13 protein-coding genes are annotated in these 14,690 nt (G+C 40.3%); 10 read left to right on the top strand and 3 right to left on the bottom strand.

The features are described 5' to 3' along the window. Nucleotides 1–128 precede the first annotated feature (128 nt). From LV85_RS21515 to LV85_RS21485, 7 genes are all read left to right on the top strand, one after another. Complete coding sequence (locus tag LV85_RS21515) at nt 129–1,094, top strand: glycosyltransferase family 2 protein (RefSeq protein ID WP_111323337.1); 966 nt, start codon at nt 129–131, stop codon at nt 1,092–1,094. Nucleotides 1,095–1,135: 41 nt separating this feature from the next. Continuing rightward, on the top strand, nt 1,136–2,035 hold the full coding sequence (locus tag LV85_RS21510) for a lysylphosphatidylglycerol synthase transmembrane domain-containing protein (RefSeq protein ID WP_111323335.1): 900 nt from the start codon (nt 1,136–1,138) through the stop codon (nt 2,033–2,035). Between the two features lie 195 nt (nt 2,036–2,230). After that, entirely contained in the window at nt 2,231–3,046 is an 816-nt protein-coding gene (gene pyrF / locus LV85_RS21505; RefSeq protein ID WP_111323333.1) for an orotidine-5'-phosphate decarboxylase, read from the top strand. A gap of 101 nt (nt 3,047–3,147) precedes the next feature. Beyond that, a complete protein-coding gene (locus tag LV85_RS21500; protein ID WP_111323331.1) occupies nt 3,148–4,443 on the top strand; it encodes a DUF2851 family protein in 1,296 nt (431 codons plus the stop codon). Between the two features lie 55 nt (nt 4,444–4,498). Continuing rightward, the gene (locus tag LV85_RS21495; protein ID WP_111323359.1) at nt 4,499–5,134 is read left to right on the top strand and encodes an acetyltransferase; all 636 of its coding nucleotides are present in this window, start codon (nt 4,499–4,501) and stop codon (nt 5,132–5,134) included. 166 nt (nt 5,135–5,300) lie between these two features. Then, nucleotides 5,301–6,269, top strand: a complete 969-nt coding sequence (gene trhO / locus LV85_RS21490) for an oxygen-dependent tRNA uridine(34) hydroxylase TrhO (protein ID WP_111323329.1) — start codon at nt 5,301–5,303, stop codon at nt 6,267–6,269. Between the two features lie 8 nt (nt 6,270–6,277). Next, entirely contained in the window at nt 6,278–7,135 is an 858-nt protein-coding gene (locus LV85_RS21485; RefSeq protein WP_111323327.1) for a nucleoside phosphorylase, read from the top strand. Nucleotides 7,136–7,148: 13 nt separating this feature from the next. Here LV85_RS21485 and LV85_RS21480 read toward each other — a convergent pair whose 3' ends face one another. The 3 genes from LV85_RS21480 to LV85_RS21470 all read right to left on the bottom strand — a co-directional run bounded on the left by LV85_RS21480 (nt 7,149) and on the right by LV85_RS21470 (nt 10,144). Further along, entirely contained in the window at nt 7,149–7,424 is a 276-nt protein-coding gene (locus LV85_RS21480) for a hypothetical protein (protein WP_111323325.1), read from the bottom strand. A 112-nt stretch (nt 7,425–7,536) separates the two neighbouring features. Then, nucleotides 7,537–8,172 carry a response regulator gene (locus LV85_RS21475; protein WP_111323323.1) on the bottom strand — a complete coding sequence of 212 codons (636 nt, stop codon included), beginning with the start codon at nt 8,170–8,172 and terminating at the stop codon, nt 7,537–7,539. After that, on the bottom strand, nt 8,165–10,144 hold the full coding sequence (locus LV85_RS21470; protein WP_111323321.1) for a tetratricopeptide repeat-containing sensor histidine kinase: 1,980 nt from the start codon (nt 10,142–10,144) through the stop codon (nt 8,165–8,167). Before LV85_RS21470 ends, LV85_RS21475 begins: the two co-directional genes overlap by 8 nt. Before the next feature lie 271 nt (nt 10,145–10,415). On the opposite strand from LV85_RS21470, the gene LV85_RS21465 reads away from it, so the two are divergent. The 3 genes from LV85_RS21465 (at nt 10,416) to LV85_RS21455 (ending at nt 14,312) form a co-directional block, all read left to right on the top strand. Further along, nucleotides 10,416–12,854 carry a TonB-dependent receptor domain-containing protein gene (locus tag LV85_RS21465; RefSeq protein WP_111323319.1) on the top strand — a complete coding sequence of 813 codons (2,439 nt, stop codon included), beginning with the start codon at nt 10,416–10,418 and terminating at the stop codon, nt 12,852–12,854. 28 nt (nt 12,855–12,882) lie between these two features. Beyond that, on the top strand, nt 12,883–13,605 hold the full coding sequence (locus LV85_RS21460) for a DNA alkylation repair protein (RefSeq protein WP_111323317.1): 723 nt from the start codon (nt 12,883–12,885) through the stop codon (nt 13,603–13,605). Nucleotides 13,606–13,709: 104 nt separating this feature from the next. Then, nucleotides 13,710–14,312: a nitroreductase family protein gene (locus LV85_RS21455; RefSeq protein WP_111323315.1), complete on the top strand. Its 603-nt coding sequence runs from the start codon at nt 13,710–13,712 to the stop codon at nt 14,310–14,312. Nucleotides 14,313–14,690: the final 378 nt, after the last annotated feature.

The following is a 14,690-nucleotide window of genomic DNA, read 5'->3' as shown; positions in this document are numbered from 1 at the left end:
TAAGGACATGCTGCAAAGATAAGTTGATTGTACTTTGTAACACTAAATTTCCTTTAGCTTCCCAAAGCCATTTATGGCTTTTTTGTGCCTCGAAGTATTTTACTGTATTTTTGACTAAATTTTAAAGCATGTATAAGCCACTTATTTCCGTTGTAATCACTGTTTATAATGAAGAGGATAATATCCAGCCCCTTCTAGCAGCAACCTATTCTGCGCTGTCGGAAATTGATTACGAAGTGATCCTGATCGAGGATGGGTCAAGTGACAGGACGGTAGCTGAAGTCAAGAAATATGCAAACAGCAGAACCAAGCTTATAATTTTCAACCGAAATTTTGGACAGACGACTGCACTAGCTGCTGGCATCGATATGGCTACGGGAGAATACATAGCTACCATGGACGGGGATTTGCAAAATGACCCGACGGATATCCCAGTGATGCTTCAGAAAGCGATTGATGAAGAATGGGACGTAGTCGCAGGCCGTAGAGCTAATCGTAAAGATGGCTTTGTACTCCGCAAAATACCTAGTAAAATCGCCAACTGGGTCATCAGAAATACGACTAAGGTTTATCTTAAAGATTATGGCTGTACACTACGCGTGTACAAGTCTGAGATTGCTCAGGGGATGGGTTTGTATGGTGAATTGCACCGATTTATTCCAGTCTTGGCAAAACAGCAAGGGGCCAAAATGACCGAAATGGATGTGAAGCATCATCCACGGATTCATGGCGAGTCAAAGTATGGTTTGAGCCGCACATTTAAGGTAATGTCAGATTTGATTCTGATGCTGTTTTTCCAAAAATACTTCCAGCGTCCGATCCACTTATTTGGCGGTATAGGCATTATTTCATTTTTGATAGGATCTTTGATCAACATTTATCTACTCATTATCAAGTTGATGGGGAATGATATCTGGGGAAGGCCAATTATGGTCCTAGGATTTATTTTGGTGTTAGGAGGTATTCAGTTTATCACGACGGGGATTATTGCAGAAATCATCGTTAGGACCTATTTCGAGTCGCAGAATAAGAAAACTTATACGGTTAAGTCGGTTTATCAGGGTGTACTAGACCCGCTTCCTGAAGTTCAGTAAGTGTAGGTTTTTTAGGTAGGTTTTCAACTAGCAAATGAATTTTGGCAAAATCAGAGAGTTCTTATAAAAAGAAATTAACTACTGCACTAAAGCTGGTCTTGACTGGATTGGCACTTTTTCTGGTTTTTCGAAAAATCGATACTGATCAGCTATGGCAAATTGTTCAGACTATTCACTGGTTTTGGTTGATTCCTGCCATACTGCTTTTTGAACTCAGTAAAGTATTCACAGCGTTTCGATTAAATATCTATTTCAAAAATATCGATCTACATATTTCTGAAAGACTAAACCTCAAACTTTACCTGATAGGGATGTTCTATAATCTCTTCCTGCCTGGTGGGATCGGGGGCGATGGATATAAGGTCTATTTGCTGAACAAGCATTACAAAACTCCTGTGAAACCACTTGTCCAAGCAGCTTTGTTGGATCGTTTGGGAGGATTGGTGGCGATAGTATTACTGCTGCTCTTGCTTCTGCTTCCCGTAGATTTAGAATTTCCTTTTGCTTCTGATATTCCTTGGGAACTGTTGATAGGAGTAGCGGCGGTACTGGTTCTTCCAGTTTTTTGGCTGATTCAGAAGTTGCTGTTCAAAAAGTTTCTAGCATCATTCTGGAAGGCAAATGGCTGGTCACTTTTGGGTCAGTTAGCCCAGTTGGTTTGTGCTTTTTTCATATTGAGATCTCTGGGAATAACAGAACATATACTTGCTTATCAGCTGGTTTTCCTGCTGTCCTCCATTGTCGCTGTATTGCCATTGACTATAGGCGGCGTAGGTGCCAGAGAACTTGTATTCGTCTATGCGCATAGCTATGCTGGTATTGATGAGACCACAGCGGTGACCTTCAGTTTGATCTTTTTTCTAATTTCAGCAGCGGTTTCACTGATTGGAGCAGCTGTGAAAATAGATTTTGACCAAGTGCAGTCAATGGATGAGAATTGATGTCTGACTTTCAGCTGCTCGCTATTATTGAAATTGCAGATAGCTGGAAACATACCAACAATTTTTTTGATGAGATCGACCTGAGACTTTTCTTAGTGATAATAATATTATCGCCTATGGTTTGAATGTCATTATGTTGAAACTTAAAGCTCCTAAAAACTCATTTTCCTTACCTTTGTCAAAATTCAATTAGCCATGACCAGAGCCGAGCTTTTCTCCCAAATTCAGAAAAAATCATCCTTTTTGTGTGTTGGACTCGATGCAGATATCAATAAAATTCCTGCTCACCTGAAAACTGAAGCTGATCCTATCTTTAGCTTTTGCAAGCAGATCGTGGAGGAGACAGCTGAATTTGCAATAGCCTATAAGCCGAATATTGCTTTTTTTGAGGCATTAGGTCCGCAAGGTTGGGAGACGCTACAGAAGGTCAATGAGATCATTCCAAAGGATATTTTCACGATAGCGGATGCGAAGCGTGGAGATATAGGAAATACCTCCAAACTCTATGCTAAGGCATTTTTTGAGCAAATGGACTTTGATTCGGTGACAGTAGCCCCATACATGGGTAAGGACAGCGTAACCCCATTTTTGGAGTTTGAGGATAAATGGGTGATACTTTTGGCCTTGACATCTAATGCTGGGTCTAAGGATTTTCAACTGATCAAAGACGAGAACGGAAAGCCATTATATCAGTCTGTTTTGGAGAAAAGCCAGGAATGGGGTTCTCCCGAAAACCTCATGTATGTGGTCGGAGCCACACGCGGGGAATTGATCGGGGAGGTACGAAAAGTAGTTCCTGATAATTTCTTTTTGGTTCCAGGTGTGGGAGCACAGGGCGGAAGCTTGGAGGATGTCGCTAAGTATGGTATGAACTCTACCTGCGGGCTTTTGGTGAATTCCAGCAGAGGGATTATTTATGCATCGGGTGAAAAAGACTTTGCTAAGGCAGCGCGGAAAGAAGCACAGAAACTGCAAGTGGAAATGACAAGTATGCTAGAGAAATATCTCTAATCATAGAATCTTGAGGCTAATATTTTGAAAGTCAGGGCTTCCTGACTTTTTTATTTTTCATATTATGCCTACATTCAGTAGTCTTTTTAACCTACACTTTTATGAACTTTAAAGAGGATTTTTTGCAACTCGTATGGAAATACCAGTATTTCGAAAAAGCGAAACTTTGTACTACGGCTGGTGATGAATTGAAAATTATTCAGGTAGGATTTCACAATCAAAGTGAGGGGCCAGACTTTCACGATTCTGTGGTAGTTATCGACAATGTTATACTACACGGACATGTGGAGGTGCATCGATTGGCAAGCGATTGGAGACAGCATGCACATGCTGGCGATCCTGCCTACAATTCCGTGGTACTTCATGTAGTGTGGGAAAATGATCGGGAAGTACTACGAAATGACGGCACGCCCATGCCAACCTTAGAGCTGAAAGGATTGATATTTTTGGATATCTGGAGAAATTATGAGCAGATGCTGGATTACAAAGCAGATTTACCCTGTGCTCATGGATTGAAGGATGTGCCGGAAATTGTTAGATTTTCTGCTTCGGAAAAAGCATTGGTAGAACGACTTCAGGAAAAATCATCCTTGATTCTCACTGTGCTCAATGAAACTACAGATAACTGGGAAGAAACGGCATATCGCTGGCTTTTCACCTGCTTTGGTTTCAAAACCAATAGTCAAGCTATGGGTGAATTGGCCGCATTAATTCCCTATAAAATCCTTCAGAAACACAGAGATCAATTGCCAGTTTTGGAAGCTATCCTCCTGGGACAAGCAGGCTTATTGCCGGCAGAATCTGAGGAACCCTATGCACAGCATTTGAATCGGGAATATGATTTTTACCGCAATAAGTACGGTTGGACTAAGCAAATGAGCAGACAGCACTGGACTTTTATGAGTGTGAGACCGAGTAATTTTCCCACGATAAGAATAGCCCAGCTAGCAGCAATCTTGTCCAATGCACCGGCCTTGCTCCAGTCTGTGATGCAAGAATCCAAAGATTTTGCTGGGTTCAAGAAATTATTGAAAGTGAAGCCTAGTGATTATTGGCAGTATCATTACAGTTTTGGAAAGCCCTCGGAGCGACAATCGAGCACAGGAGTTTCCAGTACTGTGTTACAGTTGTTGGTGATCAATTATGTGATTCCTCTGTGGTTTGCCTACGGGAGGTATTTTGAGGATCCAGACTGGCAGGAACGTTGTTTTGATCTCCTTCAGGAGATTTCTGCGGAGAACAACCATATCATCCGACGCTTCAAAACGCATGGTTGGAAGGCAGAGAATGCGTTTGACTCTCAAGGAATGATCGGGCTTTTTAATAATTACTGTCAACCAAAGAAATGCCTGCAATGCAAAATTGCCCAGACACTTATCAAATCTGAATCCAAATGATTTTTGGCTATACCCATGAATTCCTGTATTTTTGCAGCCTGAATTGCAGAAAACTATGGAAAAACCAGTTATAATATTTGGTGCCAAAGGCATTGCCCACCCAGCACTTGAGATCTTTAATAGTAACAACGTGGTCGTTTTCGGATTCTTGGACGAGGACGAAAAGATTCACGGCACAGAAATCAATACCGTTTCAGTACTTGGGAATCCTGAAGATGACGGCTTCTTGAAGTTGATAGGTCAGAAGACTGAAGCTTTTGTGGCTGAAGAAAACCCAAAGTACCGTAAGTTTCTGGTGGAATTACTGAATGAGCGTCGTAAGGTGCAACCTGTAAATGCCATCCATCAGAGGTCATATATTTCTACTGATGCTACCATAGGCCATGGCAACTTCATCAATGCCAATGTGAATATCGGTGCAGGAGCCAAAGTAGGAAGTCATTGCATTATAAATTCGGCAGCAGTTATCGAACATAATGCCAGTTTGGGAGATTTCGTGCAAATCGGTGCAGGTTCAGTGATCAATTCTGAAGTGACTATTGAAGAAGGAGCTTTTATAGGTTCTGGGGCTACGATTGTGGCTGGAGTTACGATTGGCAAAAACTCGCGGATTGGAGCTGGATCAGTGGTTATTTCTACTGTAGGAGCTAATGAAACCGTATTTGGCAATCCTGCTGCAAAAGTGAAATAGAAATACGATTTTTGATTTACGAATTACGAGATTCAAGCCATACTTGAGTTTTCGCAATTAGTTGATCATCATTAGCTATTGAATGCAGAACGTCGACTGAGAAATATTGAAGATGTTCAAATAAATTTAAAATTCTTAAACACCCTGCCGCAACAGGGCACTAGTTATGGAAAATATCAATTATCAAATCCTTCTTTATTACTGCTACGCTAAGATTGAGAACCCTGAAGAATACCGTGAGCAGCACCATTTATTTTGCGTCGAGCATAATATCCGCGGGCGTATCATCATCTCAGATGAAGGTCTAAATGGTACCGTTTCAGGTTTAGTAGAAGATTGTGAGAAATACATGGCTTATATCCATGCTGATCCGAGATTTGCTAAGACCGAGTTCAAAATTGATTCGCATGACAAACATGCCTTCACCAAAATTCATGTACGCTATAAGCCGGAGATTGTTCATAGCGCACTGCGTCATTTGGATCCGAATGTAAAAACCGGCAAGCACCTAAATCCCGAGGAATTCAAGAATTTGAAGGATCAGGAAGATGTAGTGATCTTAGACGTTCGTTCAAATTATGAGCACGAGCTAGGGCACTTCAAGAATGCTTTGACACTTGATATAGATAATTTTCGAGATTTTCCTGAGAAAGTAAAAGAGCTTGAGTATCTCAAAAACAAGAAGGTGTTGACCTATTGCACTGGTGGGATAAAATGCGAAAAAGCTTCTGCATTCCTCCTGGAGCAGGGTTTTGAGGATGTATATCAGCTTCATGGGGGAATTATCAAATACGGGATGGAAGCTGGAGGTGAAGATTTCGAAGGAAAATGCTACGTGTTTGATAATAGAATCGCGGTAGATGTAAATACAGTAAACCCTAAGGTTGTTTCTACCTGTCACGTTTGTGGTACTCCCTCTGATCGAATGGTCAATTGTGCCAATCAAAGCTGCAACGCCCATGTAGCGATGTGTGAGAAATGTGGCTGGGAAATGGAAGGAACTTGCTCTACTGAATGCAAGGAAAATCCTGATAAAAGAACTTACGATGGTACAGGCTATTATCAGAAAAATACTAATGGTTACAATCCATACAAAGGTCTAAAGCGTAAAGCAAAAGCAGAATCAAATGCTTAACTTGTAGTGTGAGCAGACAAATTCCAGAATCCGAATTGATATTGAATGCTGATGGGAGCATTTATCATTTGCATTTGAAGCCAGAGAACCTGGCTTCTCTTGTTTTTACTGTGGGGGATCCAGATAGAGTTCCTCTGGTTTCTAAGTATTTTGATCAAATTGACTTTAAGGGAAGTAAACGTGAATTTGTAACGCATACGGGAAGAGTAAAAGGCCGAAGAGTAACGGTGATGAGTACAGGAATGGGGACAGACAATGTGGAGATTCTGATGACCGAATTGGACTCTCTGGTCAATGTAGATCTCAAAACCCACACCGTAAAACCCACAGAATCCAGCTTAGAAATTATCCGTCTGGGAACATCTGGAAGTATGCAGGCTGATTTGCCCGTTGGAAGTTTGTTGGCATCAGAGATTGCAGTAGGAGTGGATACACTGATGCAGTTCTATCCGAAATTGGCAGGTAGCCAAAAATGGTCGAAACTGGTGCGTGATACTCTTGATCTGACTTTTTTGCCCTATCAGGCATCAGCATCAACGACATTGTTAGAAAAATTGCCAAGTGATTTTTATCGTGGAGTTACGCTTACAGCTCCGGGTTTTTATGCTCCACAGGGTAGAGAAATAAGACTTAAGCCAAAAATGGAAAACATGATTGAGCGTTTGGCGGACCTGGAGGTTTCAGGATTGAAGATGACAAATTTTGAGATGGAAACAGCTGGCTACTACGCGATGGGTCAACTATTAAATCACCGAATGCTTAGCCTCAATGCGATTGTGGCCAATAGGCCAAGTGGTGAGTTTGATAAAGAAGCTGAAAAAACCGTAGATCGTATGATCCGCGCAGCCTTAGAAGTTTACTGCTGAAAAAATATCACCCTTAGGCTTGGAATTGATTTTGATAAATAGGCTTTTCAATCTTGAAATCTTCCCACTCATGGTAATCAATATCCTGAATAATTTTATTCATAAATTCTGCACATTCTTGCTTACATACGTATATTCCAAAAAGTGAATCATTTCTATTGACTAGAAAAGTTCTGCTGCTATCAAATGCTTTTACAAGATTCTGCCAAGACCCTAAAATCAAAAGCTCATCGCGATTTTTGATTGTTTGGATTATTTTGAAATCCCCAATTGGGCTAGATATTTTCATAATGTAAAAAATTGGTTTGTGCTGAAACTTATACTCAAACTTAAGCAATAAAGGGACGCGACTCAATACGTATAAATACCTAGATTTTCAGATAGCCACTGGAAAAATGCTGTTAATCTATTATGTCACGATTTTTTTGAGCCCAAATCAACAAGGAATTATGCTTTTTCTCTAGCTGAAGTTTTACGATCATATTAGATCTATGCTTATCTACCGTTCGCTCAGAGATAAAAAGTTTGTTTGCAACATCCTTAGTAGTTAGCCCTTCTGCTATCAATCTGAGTATTTTCACTTCTGAAGGAGTCAAAGGATTGTCATCGGATTGAAATTTATTTTCTTTCATTCCTTCAAAGATCTTTTCGCTAAAAAATTGACCTCCATCCAGTACAGTAGTAATGGCTATGGACAAATCCCCTAGTGCAAATTCCTTGAGGATATATCCAGATAGGTTCAATTCCTTTGCCTGATGATACAGGTAAAGCTCCTTATGAAGTGTGAGTAAAATGACTTTTGTTTCGAGTTCTAATTTCTTGCAAGTTGTCGCTATCTCAAGCCCTGTCTTATTAGGCATTTCCATATCCAAAATAGCAATTTGAGGCTTAAACTTGATGATTAGATCAAAAGCCGCCTGTCCTTCATTGGCGGTACCAACGATGTCTAATCCTAGATCAACAAGGAAATCATGTAGGCCTTTCAACAAAATGGGATGGTCATCCGCTATGACTGCTGTCACTTTTTGATTAGACATATACGATAAAGCTTAAACTGGTTCCAGTGCCTTTTTCAGAGTTAACTTTCATACTTCCTTGGATTGCAGCGATCCGTTCCTTTAAGGTTTTCAACCCTAGGCTTTGAAAATCATTCAATTTTTCCGAAAAGTCAAACCCTTTTCCATTGTCTTCCACTTTTAATTCCACTCCTTTTTCAATTTTACGGAAAATTACACGAAGGGCACTAGCTTCAGAGTGCTTTAAGACATTATTGATAGATTCCTGAAGGATTCTATACAGTTGTAGTTCTTCTTCTTTTTTTAAAACCCCTTTAAGTTCCTCGATCTCAGAGGATACAAAAATGTCTGTTTCTCGATCTATCTGATCAAGGAGATGTTCTGCTGCCCTGCTTAGTCCTAGTTTTTCTAATTGCATAGGATGAAGCGATCTGGCGATAGACCGTAATTCGCTGATCGCAGTATCTAATAGCTCGCCGGTAGTATTGTCCTTCGAAAGTGCAACTTTGTTTTTGATCAACAGTAAACTTTGGCCGAGGCCATCGTGAAGGTCTTTGGAAATTCGGACGCGTTCAGCTTCTTGATTTTTCAAAAGTTCTTGGGAAAATTTCGATTGCATTTGCTTCTTCTTTTTTTCATGCTGAAGGTTCTTCCACAGGAAGGTAAGTACACCTACTACGATAATAATAAAGACAAAGATGAATATCCATCTTATCTTGGCTTTGTTATTCTGGTTGATTGTTTCGATCTCCTGAGTTTTGGTCAGGATTTCGATCTCTTTTCGCTCCGTTTCGTACAGGGTTTGATAATATGCAAAAGTAGTAGCTTGATTGGCGGCAAAAATGGAATCTGTGTACTGGGTCAATTCTTTACGAATTTCATAGGCTTTGGCAGATTGCCCCAATTTGCTGAAGGTTTGGGCTAGCAAATGATATCCTTTGATCAAGTGATCCATGTTTTTGGATTCCTGAGCTGCTTGTACCGACTCTTGGGCCATTTGATTTGCCTTCAAATAATGCCCTTGTGAATATTCTATGTTGGCTTTTGCATTGAGATAAACAGGGTTGGTAGTAGCTACCTCAGGTACCTGAGGGATCATTTCTTGTACCTGGGCAAAGTATTCTTGTTGCTTTGACACATCTCCATGTTCTCCAAAATAGTTGCTTAGCGAAAGCTTAATCATAGATTCAAAGTAATAATCCCGAGGATCAAAAGGAGCCAGGGAATCCGCCTTGAGCAGTGCTTCTAGCTGATCCTCTACTCTGCCCTGTTTACCATAGTCTTCAGCTTGATTGTAGAACTGGATTGCCACATCGAACATACTTTTACTTTCTGTGTATGCGGAGATCAGTGAATTTCGGATTTTTTCGGCCTCGTTGTAAATGGCAAATTTGCTAAACAGAATGGCCATCCCTCCAGCTACAAATTGCACATAATCAGCATCACCCTCTGACTGATAAATATCTCTGGCAGTTTGATAGTCTTCCATTCCTCCGAGCAGGTCGCCTTTATAATCTCTAGCCTGAGCTCGGAAAAAGTAAGAATCTGCGATGAAAATAGAATCAGTACTACTGAATCGTTCAATCGCCTTACCGTATTCGACTATTGCCGAATCAAATTGCTCTATATTGAAATACGCTCCAGCCAACTTCAGGTGAAGGTTGCCTCTGTCCTCCGATTTACTCACTTCCTCCTCGTGAGCAATTGCTCTTTGTAGCATTTGTATTTGTAGTTCAGTAGACTGAATGGAAGATGAAGGATGACGAAAAAAGCGAATGGCTAGATCAGCCAACATATCATATTCCCCTTCTTTTTCGCTAAGATTAATCATCTGCGTCAAATACACACCAGTGATAGAGTCAGAGGGTTCTGCCGCTTCAAAAAGTATTTTCAGTTCACTTAAACTATTGTTGTGACTGGTGTCTTGAGCAGAAAGGGTGAAAGGAAGATTGACGATGAGGATACCGACAAGGTTGAAAATCAATCGAATCATTTTTAAAGATAAGAAAATCAATAATCTGTGAGCTATTTATATTTTTTCAAGTAGAGAAATCAGCTTATAGTCGATAATAGTTTCCGCTCGAACAGATAATATTCATCTTATCTAGACATTATTCCATAGAACAAGTTTTATACGAAAAACTAAACATTGACTCAGAATATCGGTTTAATAAGTATAGTGGTTCTTGTAAATAACTGATAATTAATTAGTTAAAATTGTATATAAGGGCCTACTATCCCCCAAACTACCACAACCAAGTACTATGAAGAATATATCACCCTTACCAATCCTTTTACTTTTTATAATGTCATCCCTGGATGCTTTTGCTCAAGAGATACGAGTAAAGGGCAAAGTGAGGGATGGTAAACGAGAAGTAGCCTTAGAGTTTGCGAATATAGCATTGCTTTCACCAGTGGATTCAGCGGTAGTTACTGGAGCTATGAGTGATTTGGATGGAAGTTTTGAGTTTTCTACTACTGCAGGTGATTATGTTTTAAGAGTTGGCTTTATTGGCTATTTGGAATTTTTTGAAAAGATTACTTTAGGTGAAAATAAAAATTCTGTCAATCTAGGAACAATCACCTTAGAGGAAGACGCGCAAAACTTGGATGAAGTAGTAGTAGAGGGAGTTACTTCGATGTTTGAATCGGATATCGATAAGCGAACATACAACGTGGAGAACAGTATCGTGGCGGAAGGCCAAACTGCTTCTCAATTACTTGGCACATTGCCTTCTATTCAGGTGGATGATGAGGGAGGTATTACGATGCGTGGAAGTGGAAATATCCTAATCTACATCAATGGTCGTCCATCCAATCTCTCTGGAGATGACACGGAGAGTATTTTATCCCAATTTCCGGCGAATAGCATTAAGTCTGTGGAATTGATCACCAATCCATCTTCCCGATACGATGCCACAGGAGTAGGGGGGATCATCAATATCGTATTGAAGAAAAATGAGAAGACTGGTTTCAATGGACAAGTGAATGCTTCTATAGGTACACGAGAAAAATATCAAGCCGGTGTCAATTTGAATTATGGAACTGAGAAGGCTAATTTTTATGCCTCATACAATTGGCAGGATCGGCATCAGCGCGAAAATGGGGAAAGGAGTAGAAATAGTTACCTGCCTGGTTTTTCGCCGAGACTAGAACAAATTCAAGATGGATATGAGATCGAAAAAACACATTTGATCAGAACTGGAGTGGATTATCATGTTTCTGATAGGGCGTTGTTCGGTGTTTATTTTCAGGGGAATTTCGATGATGAAGTGGAGTATGCAGCTATCACACAGCAGAACTTGAATGAAAATGGTACGCTGGATTCGAGTTTTGTTCGAATCAATGACGAATTGAGCAAAAGTGGGAATTATGAAGGAGGGATCAATTACACCTGGGATATAGATTCTCTAGGGCAAAAGCTTTACAGCTCACTTTCGTATTCCTATGACAATCGTGAGCAAACTGAGCAATACAATCAAGAGTTTTTTGATGCGGATGGTAATTCAGATCCAAGTAAAAGATTGACTCAAACCAATGACAGGCCGAGAACGAGTAATTTATATGTAGCACAACTGGATTATGAGAAGCCTTTTGCCAACGGTGCTTCAATAGAAACTGGTCTGAAAGCTACCATTGGAAATTGGCAATGGAGCCAACGATTTGCTCAAGGAGATGAATTTTCTGACTTTAATCCGGTGGTGGTCGATTCCTTGACTGATACTTTTGATTTTGATGAACAGGTGTATGCTGCCTATTTCTCTTATAGAAACACCTTTGGAAAATTTGGCTACCAGTTAGGCTTGAGAGGAGAGTACACCAAGACCTTGGGTGAAACTGTAAGGGAAAGTGAAAGTATTCCTAATAACTACTTTAATCTCTTTCCAAGTGCCTTTTTGAGCTACACAATTGCTGCAGAGAATGAACTCACCTTAAATTATACTCGAAGGATTTCAAGGCCAAGTATTTGGGATCTGGCACCGATTTATAGAGTGCGAGATCAGTACAATTTCAGCATTGGCAATCCCTATTTGCAACCGGAATTCACTGATAGTTATGAAGTGGGCTATATGAAAGGCTGGGATAAATACCTGCTCAATGCCACGGTTTATCATCGGTATAGCACCGATGTAGAAACAAGAATTACCATCTTAACTGATGACAATGTGGCTATCCAAAGCCGTGAAAATGCAGATACGAGATCAAGTACTGGTTTTGAGTTGATCAATCAGATCCAAATCTTCAACAACCTAGATGCTACCTTGACGGGTAATTTGTTCTATTCAAAAATCAACGCAGAGAATATAGAGCAGGATTTTAACAATGAAAACTTCAGTTGGACCTTGAATTTGCTGGCAAATTGGTTGATTCCAAATTGGTTCAGTGTGCAGGCTCAGGGGAATTATCGAGGGCCAATTGTCTTAGCCCAAGGTCAAATCGAACCACAATACAGTTTAAATATTGGCTTACGAAAGGATCTTTTTAATGGGAAAGCCACTATTTCTGCCAATGTCAGCGATATCTTCAATACGAGGAATTTCCGAATTACTACCACTAATCCAAGATTCGATGAGAAGCGAGTTTTTCAACGGGAAACTAGAGTTGGTACACTTGCTTTTACCTATAGATTTGGAGGCTTTAAGGAGAAAACTGAAGGAAACGGAAGCCGAAGAGAAGGTGGCGATGATGGAGATGATTTTTAGAAAGAGCTAAGCTTTGCTATTTTTATCCATGAGCCTATTAACAGAGCAAATCAAAGCCACACTTGCAGACAAAGGGATTCCCGAGAAAGCTGCTTTTTTTCCACGTTTTTTTAAGTCCGGTCCTGGAGAATATGGAGAAGGAGATCAGTTTCTTGGGGTGATAGTCCCTGAGCAAAGGAAGGTAGCCAAAGCAGTTTTCAAGGAAATTAGCTATGAAGAGATTGAAGTACTGCTTCATGATGTTTACCATGAAGTGAGACTTACCGCTATTTATATTCTTGTTTACCGTTACCAAAAGTTAAAGATTGACTCGGAGCAAAAGGAATTGGTGGATTTCTATTTGTCTCAACTTGATTTTGTGAACAACTGGGATTTGGTTGATAGCTCTTGTCATCATATTCTAGGGAATTATTATTTGAATCGAGACAAGCAGCTTTTTTATGAGCTTGCAGATTCGGGACATCTCTGGCGACAGCGGGTGGCCATGATTAGTACCTTTTATTGGATAAAACGTGGGCATTTCGATGATGCTTTGGCACTTGCGGAGAAACTCCTGCATCATCCACATGATCTGATTCATAAGGCAGTGGGCTGGATGCTTCGCGAAATCGGTAATCAAGATTTTGAGGTAGAAATGAGTTTTCTCAGAAAGCACTACCAGACCATGCCACGGATGACGTTGAGGTATGCGATAGAGAAATTTGATCCAGATCTGAGGAAACAACTCTTGGCGGGTAAATTAGAGTACTAGCCATTCAAAAGATGTTTAAAATGTAATTCTATAATCAAGGAAACTTTTGTCGCTTAATAAGCCTTACTCAGATTCAATACAAGAATTAATCATCACTATATTTTATGCAAAAGCCCGATTTTAACATCGAAGAAGTAAATAAAATTATCCGTGGACGTAGATCCATGTTTGCTGCTCAATTCAAAGAGAATGATCCTGTAGATGATGCCATCATCGAAGAAATGCTGGAAAATGCTCGATGGGCTCCTACCCACAAATTAACTCAGCCATGGAGATTTATTGTCTATACTGGAGATGGCTTGAAGAAGTTTGCCGACTATCAGGCCGATATGTATAAGTTACGCGCAGAGAAGAATGGAACTCCATTTTTGGAAGCAACCTATCAGAAGTTTAAGCAAGGACCATTGAAGGCTTCTCATATGATTGCAATTGTAATGAAGCGATCTGAGAACATTCCATTGATGGAAGAAATTGCAGCGGTTTCTATGGCTGTACAGAATATGTACTTGACGGCTTCAGCTCATGGACTCGCTGCATATTGGGGAACTGGCGGTCCTACATTCTGGCAGGAAGCTAGAGCTGACTACGGGCTGGAAGGTGAAGATGCTTTAATGGGCTTTTTCTATGTAGCCAAACCAGCCACAGATAATTGGCCAGAAGGTAAAAGAGATTCCCTTGACGAAAAGGTAGCTTGGATAAGAGAGTAATTTCTTCTGTAAACAGAAACGGCAATGAAATCAATCATTGCCGTTTTTTTTTCTGAAAGTCTCAGCAAATACCCCATAGTAATTCCAGGACATCAGGATCAGCTAAAGGATTTCTCGAGAGAAAAATTTTTTCTACGTGCTCTATGGCAACAACTGTGGGTTCTTAGCGTCTGATATCAGTTTTATGCACGGGGTATAGTCCACCAAAAAAAAGACGACCTTTTTTTAATTGGACGCTAATGTTTTTAGTTTTTGGATCCGTCTTTCCAGACGTTCCAGTTCTGATTTTCTTCGTTGATCTATAATTTCCTGCCTTAATTTTGGTTCCCGATAAGGGGTTTTGTCCTTTAGGATATGATAGGCAGCGTTCAGTATGTC

Source organism: Algoriphagus chordae, from assembly GCF_003254055.1.
Taxonomy (GTDB): Bacteria; Bacteroidota; Bacteroidia; order Cytophagales; family Cyclobacteriaceae; genus Algoriphagus; species Algoriphagus chordae.
The sequence above is the reverse complement of the archived record's forward strand: the minus strand, read 5'-3'. Positions and strand labels throughout refer to the sequence as shown.

What these genes read in the sequence shown, in the direction of transcription:
- LV85_RS21515 (WP_111323337.1), top strand. Translation starts at nt 129, where the DNA reads ATGTATAAGCCACTTATTTCCGTTGTAATCACTGTTTATAATGAAGAG.
- pyrF (WP_111323333.1), top strand. Translation starts at nt 2,231, where the DNA reads ATGACCAGAGCCGAGCTTTTCTCCCAAATTCAGAAAAAATCATCCTTT.
- LV85_RS21500 (WP_111323331.1), top strand. Translation starts at nt 3,148, where the DNA reads ATGAACTTTAAAGAGGATTTTTTGCAACTCGTATGGAAATACCAGTAT.
- LV85_RS21495 (WP_111323359.1), top strand. Translation starts at nt 4,499, where the DNA reads ATGGAAAAACCAGTTATAATATTTGGTGCCAAAGGCATTGCCCACCCA.
- trhO (WP_111323329.1), top strand. Translation starts at nt 5,301, where the DNA reads ATGGAAAATATCAATTATCAAATCCTTCTTTATTACTGCTACGCTAAG.
- LV85_RS21480 (WP_111323325.1), bottom strand. Translation starts at nt 7,424, where the DNA reads ATGAAAATATCTAGCCCAATTGGGGATTTCAAAATAATCCAAACAATC.
- LV85_RS21475 (WP_111323323.1), bottom strand. Translation starts at nt 8,172, where the DNA reads ATGTCTAATCAAAAAGTGACAGCAGTCATAGCGGATGACCATCCCATT.
- LV85_RS21470 (WP_111323321.1), bottom strand. Translation starts at nt 10,144, where the DNA reads ATGATTCGATTGATTTTCAACCTTGTCGGTATCCTCATCGTCAATCTT.
- LV85_RS21465 (WP_111323319.1), top strand. Translation starts at nt 10,416, where the DNA reads ATGAAGAATATATCACCCTTACCAATCCTTTTACTTTTTATAATGTCA.
- LV85_RS21460 (WP_111323317.1), top strand. Translation starts at nt 12,883, where the DNA reads ATGAGCCTATTAACAGAGCAAATCAAAGCCACACTTGCAGACAAAGGG.
- LV85_RS21455 (WP_111323315.1), top strand. Translation starts at nt 13,710, where the DNA reads ATGCAAAAGCCCGATTTTAACATCGAAGAAGTAAATAAAATTATCCGT.